This window comes from Nocardia sp. JW2, assembly GCF_051843015.1.
GTDB lineage: Bacteria > Actinomycetota > Actinomycetes > Mycobacteriales > Mycobacteriaceae > Nocardia > Nocardia coubleae.
On record NZ_JBPXLK010000001.1, the window covers coordinates 284001 to 300476 of the forward strand.

The 16476-nt window shown below is 69.4% G+C and carries 15 protein-coding genes; 12 read left to right on the forward strand and 3 right to left on the reverse strand.

Going from position 1 to position 16476, the window contains the following annotated elements:
- Positions 1-25 precede the first annotated feature (25 nt).
- From ACSVDM_RS01320 to ACSVDM_RS01365, 10 genes are all read left to right on the forward strand, one after another.
- The gene (locus ACSVDM_RS01320; RefSeq protein ID WP_067636140.1) at positions 26-631 is read left to right on the forward strand and encodes a hypothetical protein; all 606 of its coding nucleotides are present in this window, start codon (positions 26-28) and stop codon (positions 629-631) included.
- The gene (locus ACSVDM_RS01325) at positions 628-1443 is read left to right on the forward strand and encodes a hypothetical protein (RefSeq protein WP_439262119.1); all 816 of its coding nucleotides are present in this window, start codon (positions 628-630) and stop codon (positions 1441-1443) included. The genes ACSVDM_RS01320 and ACSVDM_RS01325 overlap by 4 nt, the downstream gene beginning before the upstream one ends.
- 53 nt (positions 1444-1496) lie before the next feature.
- Complete coding sequence (locus ACSVDM_RS01330) at positions 1497-2900, forward strand: hypothetical protein (RefSeq protein ID WP_255284032.1); 1404 nt, start codon at positions 1497-1499, stop codon at positions 2898-2900.
- On the forward strand, positions 2897-4393 hold the full coding sequence (locus ACSVDM_RS01335; RefSeq protein ID WP_067493522.1) for an SCO6880 family protein: 1497 nt from the start codon (positions 2897-2899) through the stop codon (positions 4391-4393). Before ACSVDM_RS01330 ends, ACSVDM_RS01335 begins: the two co-directional genes overlap by 4 nt.
- Before the next feature lie 7 nt (positions 4394-4400).
- The gene (locus ACSVDM_RS01340; RefSeq protein WP_439262122.1) at positions 4401-6677 is read left to right on the forward strand and encodes a hypothetical protein; all 2277 of its coding nucleotides are present in this window, start codon (positions 4401-4403) and stop codon (positions 6675-6677) included.
- Complete coding sequence (locus tag ACSVDM_RS01345; protein WP_067493524.1) at positions 6674-6982, forward strand: transposase; 309 nt, start codon at positions 6674-6676, stop codon at positions 6980-6982. Before ACSVDM_RS01340 ends, ACSVDM_RS01345 begins: the two co-directional genes overlap by 4 nt.
- A gap of 61 nt (positions 6983-7043) precedes the next feature.
- Positions 7044-8693 carry a peptidoglycan DD-metalloendopeptidase family protein gene (locus ACSVDM_RS01350; protein ID WP_439262124.1) on the forward strand — a complete coding sequence of 550 codons (1650 nt, stop codon included), beginning with the start codon at positions 7044-7046 and terminating at the stop codon, positions 8691-8693.
- 68 nt (positions 8694-8761) lie between these two features.
- Complete coding sequence (locus tag ACSVDM_RS01355) at positions 8762-9271, forward strand: hypothetical protein (protein WP_439262650.1); 510 nt, start codon at positions 8762-8764, stop codon at positions 9269-9271.
- Between the two features lie 35 nt (positions 9272-9306).
- Positions 9307-11133 carry a type IV secretory system conjugative DNA transfer family protein gene (locus ACSVDM_RS01360; protein WP_439262126.1) on the forward strand — a complete coding sequence of 609 codons (1827 nt, stop codon included), beginning with the start codon at positions 9307-9309 and terminating at the stop codon, positions 11131-11133.
- Positions 11130-11546: a DUF4913 domain-containing protein gene (locus ACSVDM_RS01365; protein WP_439262128.1), complete on the forward strand. Its 417-nt coding sequence runs from the start codon at positions 11130-11132 to the stop codon at positions 11544-11546. Before ACSVDM_RS01360 ends, ACSVDM_RS01365 begins: the two co-directional genes overlap by 4 nt.
- Before the next feature lie 48 nt (positions 11547-11594).
- Here ACSVDM_RS01365 and ACSVDM_RS01370 read toward each other — a convergent pair whose 3' ends face one another.
- Complete coding sequence (locus ACSVDM_RS01370; protein WP_439262130.1) at positions 11595-12179, reverse strand: hypothetical protein; 585 nt, start codon at positions 12177-12179, stop codon at positions 11595-11597.
- 106 nt (positions 12180-12285) lie between these two features.
- A complete protein-coding gene (locus tag ACSVDM_RS01375) occupies positions 12286-13182 on the reverse strand; it encodes a peptidylprolyl isomerase (RefSeq protein WP_225280603.1) in 897 nt (298 codons plus the stop codon).
- A gap of 85 nt (positions 13183-13267) precedes the next feature.
- Here ACSVDM_RS01375 and hisS point away from each other — a divergent pair, with 85 nt between their 5' ends.
- Positions 13268-14542 carry a histidine--tRNA ligase gene (gene hisS, locus ACSVDM_RS01380; RefSeq protein ID WP_067636626.1) on the forward strand — a complete coding sequence of 425 codons (1275 nt, stop codon included), beginning with the start codon at positions 13268-13270 and terminating at the stop codon, positions 14540-14542.
- Positions 14543-14618: 76 nt separating this feature from the next.
- Entirely contained in the window at positions 14619-15263 is a 645-nt protein-coding gene (locus ACSVDM_RS01385; RefSeq protein WP_439262133.1) for a hypothetical protein, read from the forward strand.
- Between the two features lie 140 nt (positions 15264-15403).
- On the opposite strand, the gene ACSVDM_RS01390 is transcribed toward ACSVDM_RS01385, so the two are convergent.
- Positions 15404-16471, reverse strand: coding sequence for an alpha/beta hydrolase (locus tag ACSVDM_RS01390; protein ID WP_439262135.1), 1068 nt, complete (start codon positions 16469-16471; stop codon positions 15404-15406).
- Positions 16472-16476: the final 5 nt, after the last annotated feature.

The following is a 16476-nucleotide window of genomic DNA, read 5'->3' on the forward strand; positions in this document are numbered from 1 at the left end:
GGCAGCGGACGACGAAGGCACGACCATGAATTCCACAGTGACACGACCGGTGCTGGTCGGTATCGCCCTGCTCACCGCCGCAGCGGGTTGCGGTGAGCAGGACGCGGGCCCCGACCTGTCCTCGGCACCGACCGGCGTGCGCTGGCAGCACTACCAGGGCATCGCCCTGCCGCACGCCGATCAGGGGCCCGCCCAGCTACAGCAGGGCGCCGCAACCGGATTCGAGCACTCGCCGCGCGGGGCGGGGCTGGCCGCACTCACCCACACCATCCGGCTGTCGGTGGCACCCGACGACGACTGGGCCACCGTCGTCAACCGGGGCCTCGTCCCCGGGCCGGCACGCGACGAGTGGGCGATCAACCGGGTGCAGCTGTCGATCACCGGGCCCGCCGCGCCCGAGTACGCGCCGAAATTGTTGGGTTACAAAATCACCGAATACCGTGACGAGCAAGCCCGTGTGGACGTCTACACCGAGTACTCGGACAGTTCCCGCGCGGTGAACCACACCGCGGTGAGCTGGTACGGACAAGACTGGCGACTGCGCTTACCCGACCCGGAGTCCACCACCCGACCCGTCGACGCGATCGACGAATTACCACCCGACATCGTGACATTGGAGGCACCGCAGTGAGCGAGAAGGAGGCGTCGACGCGCGACCGCGCGTCGTTCGGCATGATCGCCTCCGGTGCCCTGCTCGCCCTCATCCTGGTCGTCGGCGCGGTCGTGTACTTCACCAGCAGTGGTGAGGGGGAGATCGACGCCGGTCCGCCACCACCGCAGGCGGCGGGCGGTACGGGCTTCGCCGAACCGGAGGTCGACCTGTTCGGCAGGCGCGTCGACATCCCCAACAACCCGGCCGGGCAACCGCTGGCCCAGTACCCGAGCACGCGGCGCACACCCGCCGATCCGGATTGGCTCACCGCCGCCCCGGCGGGCACCACGAAACCGCACGGGTGGCAACGGGTCTACGGCGCGTCGGTGCCGTTCTCCACCTCCGACGGACCGTCGCGGATCGAGGCCGGACTGGCCGTCGGCTACGCGCACACCCCGCAGGGCGCCGCGCTGGCCGCCGCGCAGATCACCTACCGGCTCAACGCCAGGCCCGCCGATCGCGACCTGTACGTGACGCAGCTGCGGGTGAGCTCCACCCAGCTGGCCGCCTACGACTCGGCGCTGGCCGCCGACAAACTGCCCGAGCAGCAGCCGGAGAAGGTGACGCGCTACTTCGTCGCCTCCGACGCCTTCCGCATCGATGACTACGCCGACGACATGGCGATCGTGCGACTTGCCTCGCGCGGTCCGGTGGTCGACGGTAAACAGCTGTACGCGGCCATGCGGCTGATCGTGGTGTGGGACGACGGTGATTGGCGGCTGAAACCGTCGACCACCACCAACAACCGGACCGAATACGTGGAATCGCTGGCGGGGTGGACGACATGGTGACCAACCATCGAGGGGTGCCGACAATGCTGAGGCGGATCGTCACAATATTCGCGGTGATCTTCACCGTGATGATCGCGACCCCGACCGTGGCCTACGGTCAGACCTACGGCTTCGACGAGGCGTGCAACGAACTGCACGACACGCTCGACAGCGTCGCCATTCCCGGTGTCTCGCTGGGTGATGCCGCGTCGGCGGTCTGCAAGGCGGGCAATGCCGCCACGCACCCGGGCGATGCCGCGACGGCGGTCAAGGACAAGGCGTGGGACTCCACCTTCGGCAAGGTGGTCGACTCGCTGATGAAGGGTCTCGGTGAGGCGCTGATCCTGGCCCTGACCTTCTGGATGAAGGTGCCCAACGAGGCGGTGAGCGACTCGGGCGCGTTGTTCACCAAGATCAACGACTACACGTATCAGATCCAGATATTGCTGTTGATCGCCTCGGTCATCATCACCGGTGGCAGATTGGCCGAGGCCAGACGCGGGGCGGCCGTGAGCGAGGCCGCCGAGTCGTTCCGGCTGTTCGCCCGCGTGGTGTTCAGTTCGTGGATGCTCGGCGCGGTGATCGTGGCCGGTACGCGCGCCTCGGACAAGTTCTCCGAGTGGATCATCGCCGACGCCACCGGCGGCAACGCCAAGAACATGGCCGAGCTGATGGTGAAAACCTCGAAGCTGCAAGCATTTTCGCCGGGCCTGGTGCTGATCATCGCGATCGTCGGCCTGCTCGGCGCGCTCGCCCAGATCGTGCTCGCCATCGTGCGCCAAGGTCTGCTCGTGGTCGCGGCGGGTGTGCTGCCGCTGGCCGCGGCGGCGTCGGCGACCAGTACGGGCAAGCAGTCGTATCAGAAACTGGTCGGCTGGATCATCGCGTTCATGCTGTTCAAACCGGTGGCGGCGATCGTGTACATGATCGCGTTCACCACGGCGGGGCATACCGACGAGACCACCGCCTCGGGTGGGCTGCCCAGCGGTGAGGACGCCCAGCGGATGCTGGTCGCGCTGGTGCTGCTGTGCAGCGTGGCGTTCGTGCTGCCCGCGCTGATGCGTCTGGTCGCGCCCGCCGTGGCCACCGTCGGTACCGGCGGCTCGGGTCTGATCGCCACGGGCGGTGTGGCGCTCGGTGCGATGGCGCTCGGCGCGGTCGGCACCAAGGCCGTGGCCGCGCGACCCGTCGCGGCACCCGGCACGGCAGGCTATTTCGGCAACCAGGCAGGCGGGGCCGGTGGCGCGGCCGCCCAGCGCGGCGGCGCTCCACGACCCACGCCGCCGCCCCGCGGTGGCGGATCCGCGCCGCCACCGGCCAGTTCGGGATCGGTGCCCTCGGGCGCGGCCCGCAACATGGCCGCCGCTCGGGCCGCGGCGGCCTCCACCGCCCGCGCCGACGAACGGGCCGGCGACGTGGCCGGTGACCGCTGGGCCAACCGTTCACCCGACCTCGGCAGGAGCACGATTCCGCGATGAGCACCTCCGCGACCGACACCTACGAGCGCCGCTCCTACGGCCTGTGGCAGAAACCGCGCAGCGCAGGCCTTTTCGGCCTGCGCTGGGAAGAGACCGTCATCGGTTTCGTCGTGGTGATCACGGCACTGGTCTGTGCGATGGTCGGCGGATTCAAATGGGGTTTCATCGTCGGCGGCCTCGGCGCGCTGGTGATGGTGCCGCTGGTGTGGCGGACGGGGGGCCGTTCGGGCTATGAGACGGGACTGATGATGTTCAACTGGATGCGCTCGCGCCGCAACGGCGAGCACGTGTACCGCGGTGGCCGGTTCTCCCGGATCCCCGGCGGCGTCACGAAACTGCCGGGGCTGCTCGCCCCGTCGAAGCTCTACGAGGGCATCGACGCGGGCGGCTACCACTTCGGGATGATCCACCTGCCCGCCTTCGCGCAGTACACGGTGGTGCTGCGCGCCTGGCCGCAGGGTCACGAGGCGGTCGACCAGCCGGTGATCGACCGCTGGGTCGCCGCCTGGGGCACGTTCCTGGCGTCGGTGGGCCAGACCAGCGACATCGTCGCGGTGGTCCCGGTGATCGACACCGTGCCCGAGACCGGCAACCGCCTGCTCAACGAGGTCTCCACGATCACCCGTCCGGAAGCCCCCGACCTGGCCCAGCAGGTGATGTACGAGCTGGCCACCGAATTGCCGCAGGAGCGTGTGCAACTGCTGCCGCGCGTGGCGATCACGTTCAAGGCGACCACCGCCGAACGCCGCAAGAACCCGGCCGAGGAGGCCGTGGAGATCGGGCGACGGCTGCCCGGTATCTGCGCGGCGCTGGCCGAGGCGGGCGTGCGGGCGCAGCCGATGTCGGCCGAGGAGGTCATCTCCTTCATCCGGCGCAGCTACGACCCGGCGTCCCAGGCCGACCTCGAGGTGGCCGCCGCCGACCCCGGCGGGCACGGCCTCGGCTGGGACGACGCGGGCCCGGTGTCCTACGACGAGAAGTGGGACCACTTCATCCACGACGGCGGCCGCTCGGTGACCTGGGAGATGGACGCCGCCCCGGAAGGCGCCGTGGACGAACGGGTGTTGCAGCGGTTGCTCGCGCCGAATCCCGAAGTGCCACGCAAACGCATCGCGATCGTCTACCGGCCGCATTCGGCCGCCGACGCCGCCGAGATCGTCGACGACGACTTCAAGAACGCGCTCGTCGCCCAGCAGAGCGAACGCGGTGTGGTGTCGGCGGCGGCCACGCTGCGCGTCGGCGCGACCCAGCAAGCGCGCGAGGAACAGGCGCGCGGTCACGGTGTCACCCGCTTCGGCGCCCTGGTGACCATCACCGAACCGCTGCGCGGTGACCTGCCGCGCATCGAGGCCATCACGCGTGACCTGTCGACGCAGGCTCGCCTCAAGATCCGCCGGTGCTACCGGTACCAGTCCGCGGCGTTCGCGGCCTCTCTCGGTTGCGGTGTGATCCTGCCCGAACACGCGACCATTCCGAAGGCATTGGCGGGGTGAGGCGATCATGGGACGCGACTACGAACCCCCGGTGCGCGACCGCGACGACATCGCGTTGCGCCCGGTCCACCGGCCACCACGCATCCGCGGCGAACGCGAGCCACGTCCCGCGGGGAGCACGTCGCGCGTGAGCGACGACGTGCTCGGCCTCGACGAGCGCACCGACCGCGACGACCCGTCGCGGGGCTCCCGCGCGGGTGAGGAACGTTCGGCGGGGGAGCGCAGGTCGCGCGAGGAACCGACACGGTCGGACCGCGAACGAGCCCGTGGCGCGGATCAACGCCGACCGCGCCCCGACGATGGGCGCGGGCGGCGCGGAGCGGGGGAGCGGCGGGGCCGTGACCCGCGTCGCGACGCCGAGCGGCGTCGGATCAGCGGTCTGCGCGACGAGGACCACGGGCCTAGACTGCAACACGAACGTCCACAACCAGATTCGCCGCGAAAGGCGAAGCAGCCCCCGAAGCTGAAGAAGCAGCGGCCGGCCAAGGTCGCGCGCCCCGCCAAGGCCGCGCGTCCGATCCGCCCCGACGACGCCGCCGACCGGGCCATGGGTGCGGGGCGTTCGGCGCGGTCGAAGGCCAAACCCGAACGTCGCCAGGGCCCCCCGCTGCTCGACGACGCCACCCGCGCCCGCTACGAGATGATCGCGCGCGAACAGTCCGGTCTGCGCGCGGCCTGGGCCACCTTCCGCATCCACACCGACGACCTGCGCCGCAACAACGCCCAGGCTCGCACCGAGGCCGTCGTCAAGGACGGATTCGACCGTACAACCGCCGAATTGACCGACCGGGGCTACTCGGGCGCGGGCGGCGGCAAGATGAACGTGGTCGGCCGCCCCGTGGAGTACCGGGCGACCACCGCGCAGGTCGCGGGTCTGTGGCCGTGGTCCGTCGGCGCGGGCGCACCATTGATCGGCACCCCGCTCGGTTCGCATCTGCACACCGGCGCCCCGGTGTGCTTCGACCCGATGAACTGGTTCATGCGCGGCAGTTTCATCACCGCGCCGAGCCTTTTCGTCTTGGGACTCAACGGTTTCGGTAAGTCCTCGCTGGTGCGCCGGATCGTGCTCGGCGGCATCGCCCAGGGCATCACCCCGCTGATCCTGGCCGACGTGAAACCCGACTACCGCAAGATGGTCGAACTCGTCGGCGGTCAGGTCATCGACCTCGGCTACGGGCACGGCAAGCTCAACCCGCTCGCCGCCGGTGTGCTCGGCTCGGTGGTGCCACGGCTCGAGGAGTTCCCGGCGCTGCAACTGCAGGTGCTCCAGGATCTGCGCGCCCGGCAGGTCACCCTGATCGCGGGTCTCGTGGAACTGGTCCGCGGCGCCCGGGTGGCGGACTTCGAAGAAACGCTCATCGCCACCGCCCTGCGCATCCTGTACCAGCCGGGCAGCGGCTACGCCCCGGACAAACCGCCGATCATGGAGAACCTCCTCGAGGTGATCGTCGCGGGCGGACCGGAACTCATGCTCGACGCGGGCGCCGACGACGAGGACGAATACGCCCACGCCATCAAGCATCTGCGCCGCTCGCTGCGCGCGCTCACCCAGGGCCCGTTCGGCGCCATCTTCAACGGCCAGACCAGCGTGCCCATCGACACCGGCGCCGTCGCCGTGTGCATCGACGTGTCCCACATCCCGACCGGCGACAAGAAGCTCAAAGCCGCCGTGATGCTGGCCTGCTGGGCCGACGGCTTCGCCTCGGTGGAGGCGGCGCACGTGCTCGCCGACGCGAAACTCGGCCCGCAGCGCTACTTCCAGGTGGTGATGGACGAGTTGTGGCAGGTGCTCGGGCTCGGCGACTTCATGGTCGACCGCGTCGACGAGCTGACCCGTCTGCAACGTGGCCTGGCCACCGCGCTGATCATGATCAGCCACACCATCAAGGACCTGCAGGCGCTGGGTTCGGATGCCGCCATCGCCAAGGCCATCGGCTTCCTGGAACGCGCCCGCGCCAAGATCTTCGGCGCCCTGCCCGCCGAAGAGATCTCGCGACTGGATTCGACGGTGCCGTTCACGGCCGCCGAACAGGAGATGGTCACCGGATGGTCGGCGCCGCAGGCGCTCACCGGTGAGGCGCTCAAACCGGGCCAGCAGCGGCCGTCGCCGCCGGGTACCGGCAAGTTTCTGCTGAAGATCGGTGAGGATCGCCGTCCCGGCATCCCCTTCCACATGGAGTTCACGGTGTCGGAGAAAGAAAGCGGAATCCACGACACGAACCAGCGGTTCAGCGAGTTCGGCGACCACCCGAGAGGCCAGGCACCGGAGGAGGACCAGCCATGATGCCGCACCGGTCCTACCGCCGCGTCTCGCCCGAGGTGCGCAACGCCGCCGTCGAACAGGTCATCGCGCTCACCGACAAGTTGCGCAGCGAGTCCGAGGCGTGCCGGGTGGTCGCCGAACAGATCGGCGTGCACGCGAATTCGGTGCGCAACTGGGTGCGCGCGGCCGAGGGGCCGAGCCTGGACCGGATGGACGCCACCGCGTTGCGCCGCAAAGTGGTGCTGCTGCAACAACAGCTGGCCGCGGCCGCCGAGATGAACCGCACCCTCGCCGACACGCTCAACGAAACCCGGCGCCGCACGTGAACACCGCCGCGGCGGACGAGCCTGTCCTCGCCGCCCGGCGCGCAACCCGGGGCGGTGGCCGATGAACGCCCGCTCGATGATCATCGGCGTCTTCGGCTCGGTCATCGGATTGGTGGCCATGGTGCTGGTGATCGTGTTGCCGTCCTCGGACGAGACCTGCGAGACCGGTGACGTGCTGGTCGGCTCCTCGGCGCCGACGCTGCCCGAACTCGGCGCCGACACCCGCGCGGGCGCCACCACCGCGGCGACGACCACGAACGCGACCGTCACCGGCACACCGTCGCTGGCGGCCGGGGTAGGGCCGCTGCGGCGCACGCTGCCGATGGAAGTCGGCACCTTCACCATCTCCGATGTGTTCGGTTCCCGCGGCGGCGGGCACAAGGGCATCGACATGGCCGCCGCCGACGGGACCACGATCTATTCGGTGTCCGACGGCCGGGTCGTCGCCGCCGGGCCCGCCTCGGGGTTCGGGAACTGGATCGTCGTCGACTCGGTCGACTACAACGGCCGCGCCTACTCCGCGGTCTACGGGCACATGTGGGATCACGGCGTGAAGGTGCGCACCGGTGACACCGTCACCGCCGGTCAGCCCATCGGCATGGTCGGTTCGGCGGGTGAATCGAGCGGTCCCCACCTGCATTTCGAGATCGTGCCGGGTGGTCGCTTCACCGGTGGTCGCCAGATCGACCCGATGCCGTGGCTCGACGGCGCGCCGACCCCCGATGTCGGTGGGGCACGCGCCTTCTCGAACGACCCGAGCTGCGTGCGCGGATTCGGCAGCGCGGGCGGCCTGCTCGCCGACGGGAAAGTGCCCGCCGAGCTGGAGATCTGGTACCGGCGCGCGGGCACCGTCTGCCCGGAGATCTCCTCCTCGCTGCTGGCCGCGCAGGCCAAGCAGGAGTCGGGTTTCCGGCGCGGCCTCACCTCACCGGCAGGCGCTCAGGGCCTGGCCCAGTTCCTGCCCGGCACAGCGGTGAGTATCAATCCCGACGACGGTCAGCCCTACATCATCGACGCCGACGGCAACGGCACCGCCAGCGTTTGGGACGACGGTGACGCCATCATCGGCCAGGCCCGCTACATGTGCGCCATCGCCCACAAGATCGCGGGCTGGATCGCACAGGGCAAGGTATCCGGCGACCTGGCCGCGCTCACCCTCGCCGGTTACAACGCCGGTGAGGGCGCGGTGCTGGCCTCGGGCGGCATGCCGAACAGGTACGCGGCGCACTACTCCGAGACCCGCCCCTATGTCACGAACATCCTGGCGATGGAACCGCAGTACCGCGCACCGGGCGCGCAGGGCCGGTTCACCCGCGAACCCGGCGCCGAGGGACCACAGATCGCCGAGGCCGCCCACGACTGGCTCGGCGTGCCGTACGTGTGGGGCGGTGGCGGTCCGCAGGGGCCGAGCGGCGGCGGATTCGACGGTCCCGGTCTGACGGCCGCGGCGGTGTTCGCGGCGACGGCGGGTGAGGTGGACCTGCCGCGCACCGCCGAACAGCAGTGGGAGGCGGGCACCGAGGTGCCGCTCGGCCGAATCTCGGTGGGCGACCTGGTATTCAGTGATTTCGGTCCGCAGGGACCGGCGCAGGTGGGGATCTACGCCGGCAACGGCCAGGTGATCCAGGCGGTCGCGCCGAGCGGACGCAGTGGCGGCGGCGTCGTCGAGGTGGCGATGCCCGGTGACGCGCGGGCGAGGAGGGTTGTGTGACCACACGGGCGGCCCGACCAGGGATAACCTGGTGGAAGGCAACACGAATCCGCACGACCCCGGCGGTGATGCTCGTGGCGTTTCTGAGTACGGTGCTCGTCGCCTGCGGTGGCGACGCCGATCCCGCGCGCCCCCAGGCGAGTTCGACCACCCGGCTGCTCGAGGCCGCGGCCACCGTCGACCCGACCACTCCCGACGGGGTAGCGGTGGTGGCGTTGCGCGAGGTGTACACCTGGCACCCGGTCACCGAGGAACCCGGTGATTCGCTGGCGCGTGCGCGAAAATGGCTGGGGCCGAGCATGTTACGTATGCTTGACGCACCTACCGGCACGGCGGCACCGAAACCGTCGCTGCAATGGGCCGATTGGGCGAAGGCGAAGGCGGAGGTGACGGCTTTCACCTTCGCCTCGGGGGAGAAGGCACCGCCGAGCGCCGACCCGGCCGTGTCGCAGTTCAAGATCGGCATCGAGCAGACCGTCGTCTACCCGGACGGGCGCACCGAAGACCTACCGCCGAGCACGGTCATCGCGACCGTGGTGCAGACGCCGCAAGGCTGGCGCCTCGACGGATTCCGCTGAGATCCATATCCGACAAGGTCCTCGAGGAGGCACACGTGGCGAAGAAAAAGGTGAAGGACCCGGCCGCGGTCGGGCCCGACACGACGCTCATCCTGATCGTGGTCGGCTTCGCGACGCTCGGCGTCCTCGCCGCCGCCCTGCACCTGGGCAATGCCCTGTCGGTGCAGCCGCAGAACGTGCCTGCCAACCCGATCGCGGTGGTGGCCGACCTCGCCCGGGGCAAACTGCACTGGCCGCGCGCGTCGACGGTGATCGTGCTGCTGGTGATCGCGGCGATCTTCGCGTACTTCTACATCCGCAAGCAGATGAAGAAGCGGGCGGGTGCGGGGCGGCTGGCGATCGACGACAAGGCCGACTACATGGGTAGTGGGAGTGCGATCGCGTCGATCACCGAGGAAGGGGTGCGGCAGAAGGCCAAAGACCTCGGTATGCGACTCGGCACCGAAGACGCGCCCGGTGTTCCGATCGGGATCGCCGTCGCCGACGGCACTCCGCTGTACGGCTCCTATGAGGATCTGCACCTCGACATCTGGGGACCGCGGCAGGGCAAGTCCACCTCCCGGGTGATTCCGGCGATCCTGTCCGCCATCGGGCCGGTGCTCGCCACCTCGAACAAACGAGACGTGGTCGACGCCACCCGCGATGTGCAGGAAGCCAAGGGCAGCAAGACCTTCGTCTTCGACCCGCAGGGTGTCGCGGGCGAACGGGCGACCTGGTACTGGGACCCGCTCTCGTGGGTCAACCCACGCACCGAAGGCTGCGAGATGCGCGCCGCGCGCCTGGCGGGCCATTTCGCCGACGCCGAGACCAGCTCCAGCTCCGACGACGGGGACAGCTACTTCGGCCCGGAGGCCGAGGATCTGCTCGCGGCTTTGTTCCTCGCCGCCGCGATCGCCGGGAAGCCGATCACGCAGGTGTGGGAATGGGTGACCAATCCCCAGGACCCCGAGCCGATCCAGCATCTGCGCGATGTCGGCCAGCACTTCATCGCCTCCGGCCTGGCGATGCAGTACAACGCCGAACAGCGAACCAAGGCGGGCATTTTCGGGTACGCCAAGAAGATGATCCGCTGCCTGCAGCTGTCCAACGTGCACGCGTGGGTCACGCCGGGCAGCGAGGCGCGGCCGCAATTCGACGAGCTCGAGTTCATCGAACGCAACGGCACGCTGTACTGCCTGTCGCTGGAGGGACGTGGCTCGGCGGCCCCGCTGGTCAGCGCTCTGACCGAGGCGGTCATCGATGTGGCGATGCGCAAGGCGTCGATGTCGTCGGGCGGCCGATTGCCGATCCCGCTGCTCGCGGTGCTCGACGAGGCCGCCAACGTGGTGCGCTGGAAGGATCTGCCCAAGCAGTACAGCCACTTCGGTTCGCGCGGGATCGTCGTGATGACGGTACTGCAGTCGTGGGCCCAGGGCGCGCGCTGCTGGGGCGAGGACGGGATGAACGCCCTGTGGTCGGCGGCCAACATCAAGGTGCTCGGCAGCGGCGTCGACGACATGGCCTTCCTGCGCGACCGTTCCGAGGCGATCGGTGAGTACGACTCGATCTCGGCGTCGGTGTCGCAGTCGGGAAACAGCAAGAGCTATTCCCGTTCGCTCAGTTCGTCGGTGACGTTCACCCCGCAGGGGTTGGCGACCTTGCCGCGCGGTCGCGCCGTGGTGTTCACCTCGGGCCAGCCCGCCGTGCTCGTGCGCACGGTGCCGTGGTGGGAGTCCAAATACGCCGACGCGGTGAAGAGTTCGATCGAGAACAACGACCCGACCCGCAAGACGCGCATCGACGATCTGTTCGGATCGCCTGCGCTGGCGAAGTCAGTTCCGCCGGATGAGATCGGTGAAGTCGAGGAGGTCAAGCCGCTGTGAGCGAGGATACGTCGAACACGCAGGCGCAGGGAAAGGTCTACGCCGGGGTGACGGAATTCGTCGGCGAGTACCTGAGCAAGCTCTATCAACGTCAGGTCACCGATATCAGCGACACGGTGTGGTGCCCGGAATGGTGGCGCCACCCGGAGGCCGCGGTGCGCCTGGACGCGGTATGGCAGGCATGGGAGCACTTCCGGATGAAGGGCGGCCCCGGCATCAGCGTGTGGTTCCTCGAGCACGCCGACCCACACATGACCAAGCTGTTCGACCCGCGTGGTCCGTTCAAATACTGCAGCGTTCGCAACGGTCACAAGGAAATGCTCTCCTCGTTGCCGCTGAAGAAGCCGGAAGACGATCAGTGGTCCGAGCCCGACAACGGGCTCTGGAACAAGGGCAGCAACTACCCGGCCTGAGCGTGTCGCGGTGCCATGGTGCTCGATGGCACCGTGGCACCGTCCGGCTCAGCGTCCGCGCTCGATCCCGCGTTCGATGCCCAGCTCGAGCCCGCGTTCCAGGCCGCGTGCGCGCACCTGCGGTGTCCGTGCCGCCGCGTCGCGCAGCCGGATCGCCTCGTCCGGGGAGATACCGTGCCCCATTTCGACCAGCATGCGCACCTGACTCAATTCCGGTGCGACACCGGCACGTTGCAGATGCGCGGCGATCGCCGCTCGCCGTTCCGTCGAGTCGTAGTTCGGGGTGGCGCCCGCGAATGGTGAGGCGGCGTCCTTGACGAGACTGACGCCGCGTGACTCCGTGGTCCGTGATTCGAGTCCGCGCGACTCGAGACCGCGGGTCTCCACCGAGCGCGCGCCGACCGTCATCATCTGCTTGAGCTCGATATTGCGTGGGTCCTTGGCCTTGAGATCGCGCGCCTCGCGAATCTGCAGCTCGCGCGCTTCCTTCATCTTCGCCTCGATCGCCTTGGCGCGGGACTCGGCCTCCTTCTGACCGTGTTCGCGCGACTTGAGGGCGACCAGGGTGGCCATCTGCAGCATGGTGCGCATCATCGCCGCCGTTTCGCTGCCGATGTCGTCGAGTTCCGCCATGACTGCTCCCCGATGCCGCTGTGGAAGTGGACATCTGAGCCTACCCTGAAAACGACGAACGGGCCGGACACCCGAGGCGTCCGGCCCGTGTCGTGGTAGCGGGGTGTCAGCCCACCTTGACGGTGTTGAACGAGATCGGCATCGCCGGGCCGCCGTCCTGGGCGCCACCCTCGACGCCCGCGCCCGCGACCTTGTCCAAGGTGGCCAGGCCCGCCTCGTCGATGGTGCCGAGAATGGTGTACTTCGGCGGCAGTTCGGTGTCGCCGAAGACGAGGAAGAACTGGCTGCCGTTGGTGCCCTTGCCCTCGGGGGAGATACCCGCGTTGGCCATGGCGATCACGCCGCGCTTGTAGTTCACCGGCTGACTCAGCGCCGGGTCACCGTTCGGGTACAGATCGGTGGGGTACTCGTTGTCGAAGCTGTAGCCGGGGCCGCCCGAGCCGGTGGCCGTCGGGTCACCGCACTGCAGGATGCCGAAACCGGGGCTGGCCACGATGCGATGGCAGCTGGTCTTGTCGAAGTAGCCCTGCTGGGCCAGGCTCACGAGCGAGTTCACCGAGCACGGCGCCTGCGCGCTGTTCAGTGACAGGCCGATCGGGCCCTGGGTGGAGTCGATCGACAGTTTCACCTCGGGACCGCCGGTGGCCACCGAGGTCACCGCGGGCGCCGTCACCGGCTTGGCGGGCGGCTCGGCGTCGGCCGGGTACGAGCAGTCGACCGTCGCCGGCTTGGGGGCAGGCGGTGGCGGTGCGGGTAGGTCGAGCGGCGTGTTGACGAACGTGGTCGTCGGCACCGCCGACGACGACTCGGCGTTCGCCGACGGCGAGTCGTCGCCCTTGGTGAGGAAGTACACCCCGACGCCCGCGGCCGCGACCACGATCACGCCGAGCACCGACCCGGCGATCGTCAGGCGCTTACGCTTCTTCTCCTGCTCGGCCCGTCGTGCCAGCTGGCGCTCCAGCTTGCGCTTGGCCGCCGCCCGTCGCTGTTCGTTACTCGGCACTACCGCGTTCCTCCCGTGTCGTCAGGTTCGCCTAGAGGGTAACCGGTTGGACGCGGAGGGCGCCCGTGGGGAAAACTGGGTGATCGTGACCAAGACCAGCAGCTTCAGTGCCCCGAAGGGGGTTCCGGATTACGTGCCGCCCGGTTCGGCCGAGTTCGTCGCCGTGCGCGACGGGTTGGTTCATGCCGCCCGACTGGCCGGGTACGGGCACATCGAGCTGCCGATATTCGAGCTGACCGCCCTGTTCGCCAGGGGCGTCGGCGAGTCGACCGACGTGGTCAGCAAGGAGATGTGGACCTTCGCCGACCGCAAGGGGGAGAGCTTCACCCTGCGGCCCGAGGGCACCGCGGGCGTGATGCGGGCGGTGATCGAGCACGGGCTCGACAAGAGCGGTCAGCTGCCGATCAAGCTGTGCTACGCGGGACCGTTCTTCCGGTACGAGCGGCCCCAGGCCGGTCGGTACCGGCAGCTGCAGCAGGTGGGTATCGAGGCGATCGGGGTGGACGATCCGGCGCTCGACGCCGAGGTGATCGCCGTCGCCGACGCCGGTTTCCGGGCGCTCGGCCTGGACGGTTTCCGCCTGGAGATCACCTCGCTCGGCGACGAGACCTGCCGCCCGCAGTACCGAGAGTTGTTGCAGCAGTTCCTGTTCGACCTGCCGTTGGATGAGGAGACCCGCCGCCGCGCCGAGATCAACCCGCTGCGCGTGCTCGACGACAAGCGTCCGGAGGTCCGCGAACTCACCGCCGACGCGCCGCTGATGATCGACCACCTGTCGGAGTCGGCCAAGGCCCACTTCGAGCAGGTGCTCGCCCACCTCGACGCTCTCGGCGTGCCGTACGTGGTGAACCCGCGCATGGTTCGCGGCCTGGACTACTACACCAAGACCACCTTCGAGTTCGTGCACGACCAGCTCGGCGCCCAGTCGGGCATCGGTGGTGGCGGGCGCTACGACGGGCTGATGGCCGAGCTCGGCGGGCAGCCGCTCTCGGGTATCGGCTTCGGTATCGGTGTCGACCGGACCGTGCTCGCGCTGGCGGCCGAGGGCAAGTCGGCCGCCGATCCAGCGCGCTGTCAGGTCTACGGCGTCGCACTCGGTGACGCGGCCAAGGCGCGGATGGTCACGCTGGCCGGTGAGCTGCGTGGCGCGGGCATCAGCGTCGACCTGGCCTACGGTGGGCGCGGCATGAAGGGCGCCATGAAGGGTGCCGATCGGTCCGGCGCGAAGTTCACGCTGGTCCTGGGCGACCGCGATCTCGAAACCAACGAGATCGGCGTCAAGGAGATGGCCACCGGCGACCAACGCCAGGTGCCGCTCGGCGAGGTCGTCGGGGTTCTGCGAGCGGGCCTCGGCCGCTAGCAGACGGCGCGCACGGGGCGCGGTAATCTGACCGCGCCCCACGCCGGGCGGGCCGGCGGCGGTGAGAGGGATTGTGGTGAGCGGGGATTCCGGGCGACCGGCGACGGAACCGATCGGCATCGACCTGGTCGCGCCCGAGGTTTTCGCCCCGATGCTGCGCAAGCTCTCGCTCGGCGCGTTCGCCGTCGGCGTCGTGGTGATGCTGGTGACCTCGATCTGGTTGAGCTGGGCCTACGCCGTCCTGCTCGGCCTGATCGTCGCGGTCCCCACGCTCGCGTACGCGATGGCGTTCCAGCGCAGGCGGATGTGGTTGGACGGCACCGTGATCCACGCTCATCGCCTCGTCGGTGAGCGCCGGATCGACCTCGCCGGCACCTCGGGTGCGCAACTGCTGGTGTTCCCCGGCCGGCTCAGCCGCATCGTGCTGCGCGTGACGGCGGGCCAGGAAACCCAGCTGGTGCCGCTGGCCATGTACACCGATGCGGGCAGCGGCCGCGAGCTGCACCTGCTCGGCCTGCGCAAACTGGCGGACGCGCTGGCCTCGGCGCCGTTGGCCGCCGCCGTCGCGATCTCCGAGGTCCTGGTCGCCCAGCTGCGGGCAGAAGCCCGCGACGCCGGCCTCGACGAACGACCGCTGTACCGCGGTGTCCGCCTGGTACGCGCACAGGACGCTGTGTCGCCGGTGGTCCTCACGGATTCGCAAGTAGCCGAACTGGTTTGAGTCGGCGGTGGCGCCCGCGGATTCGCAAGCAGCCGACCTGATTCGGGTCCGTGGTGGTGCTGACTGATTCGCAAGTGCCGATCGGTTCGAGCCACCGAGGGTGCTGACGAATCAGCAAGTGGCCGAATCGACCTGAGGCATCAGGGCGCGAGGAGTGGGGCGACGCGCTCCCAGTAGGTGTGCATGTCCTGTTCCCAGTACCCCCAGGAGTGCGTGCCTGCCGGGCGGAAATCGAATTCGGCCGGGATGTCGAGGGCGGCGAGCCGATCGCGCAGCAGTTTGGTGCACACCACGGTGATTCCGTCGAGCACACCGCCGATCACCAGCTGATCGGCCAGCTTGATCGGACGCTGCTCGATGCCCGGCCCGTCGAGTGTGTCCAGCGGACCCGGCATGCCGTTGCCGGTGCTGACGTACACCCCGATGCCGCGCAGCCGTTCTGCGTGGAGCGCCACGTCGTTGGCGACCCAGGCCGGGTCGGTCGGCGGTCCCCACATGTTGAGCGGGTTGCCGCGTCGGGCGGTGACGATCGAGGAGACCATCGCTTGCCCGGCCGGATTGCTGGTCTGCACGCAGCCGCTGAAGGAGCCGACCATCCGGAACCGCTGCGGCGCCTCCTGTGCCATCCGGAACACCGCCGAACTGGCCATCGACAGCCCCGCGACGGCGTCGCGGCCGGTGCCGTGGAAGGCGGAGTCGATGATCGGCGGCAGTTCGGTGGTGAGGAAGGTGAGCCACCGGTTGCGGCCGGTGCCGGGGTCGTCGGACTGCCAGTCGGTGTAGAAGGTGCCCGCGCCGCCGATCGGCATCACGACGGTGGCCTGCTTGCCCACGAAGAAGTCCAGGGCATCGGTTTTGGTGAACCAGTTGCTGCCCTCGCGCCAGTCCGGGGTGTCGGTGCCGCCGTCGACACCGTTGATCAGATACAGCGCACCGGCGGGCGCTTCGGGATCGGCCGCCGGAATCACCGCGACGGTGACCGGGCGGTTCATGGCCGCCGAGTGCACCGTCAGGTCGATCACCCGGCCCGGCCCGTTCGCCGCGGCGGCCACCGCGAACGACCCGTTCGGGGCTGGGCGGGCCGCGTCCATGGCCCGGGCGGCTACCAGGTCCGGCGCCGCTTGCGCGGCCACGGCGACGGGGAGGCCGGCGGCGGCCAGCACCACCGACAGGACGAGCCGTCGCAGCATCGAATGCGGCACTGTCATCGCTC

Bases quoted from the DNA above. Each gene is read 5' to 3' on its own strand.
- ACSVDM_RS01320 (WP_067636140.1), top strand. From the start codon at position 26: ATGAATTCCACAGTGACACGACCGGTGCTGGTCGGTATCGCCCTGCTC.
- ACSVDM_RS01390 (WP_439262135.1), bottom strand. From the start codon at position 16,471: ATGACAGTGCCGCATTCGATGCTGCGACGGCTCGTCCTGTCGGTGGTG.
- ACSVDM_RS01340 (WP_439262122.1), top strand. From the start codon at position 4,401: ATGGGACGCGACTACGAACCCCCGGTGCGCGACCGCGACGACATCGCG.
- ACSVDM_RS01370 (WP_439262130.1), bottom strand. From the start codon at position 12,179: ATGGCGGAACTCGACGACATCGGCAGCGAAACGGCGGCGATGATGCGC.
- ACSVDM_RS01345 (WP_067493524.1), top strand. From the start codon at position 6,674: ATGATGCCGCACCGGTCCTACCGCCGCGTCTCGCCCGAGGTGCGCAAC.
- ACSVDM_RS01355 (WP_439262650.1), top strand. From the start codon at position 8,762: ATGCTCGTGGCGTTTCTGAGTACGGTGCTCGTCGCCTGCGGTGGCGAC.
- ACSVDM_RS01335 (WP_067493522.1), top strand. From the start codon at position 2,897: ATGAGCACCTCCGCGACCGACACCTACGAGCGCCGCTCCTACGGCCTG.
- ACSVDM_RS01350 (WP_439262124.1), top strand. From the start codon at position 7,044: ATGAACGCCCGCTCGATGATCATCGGCGTCTTCGGCTCGGTCATCGGA.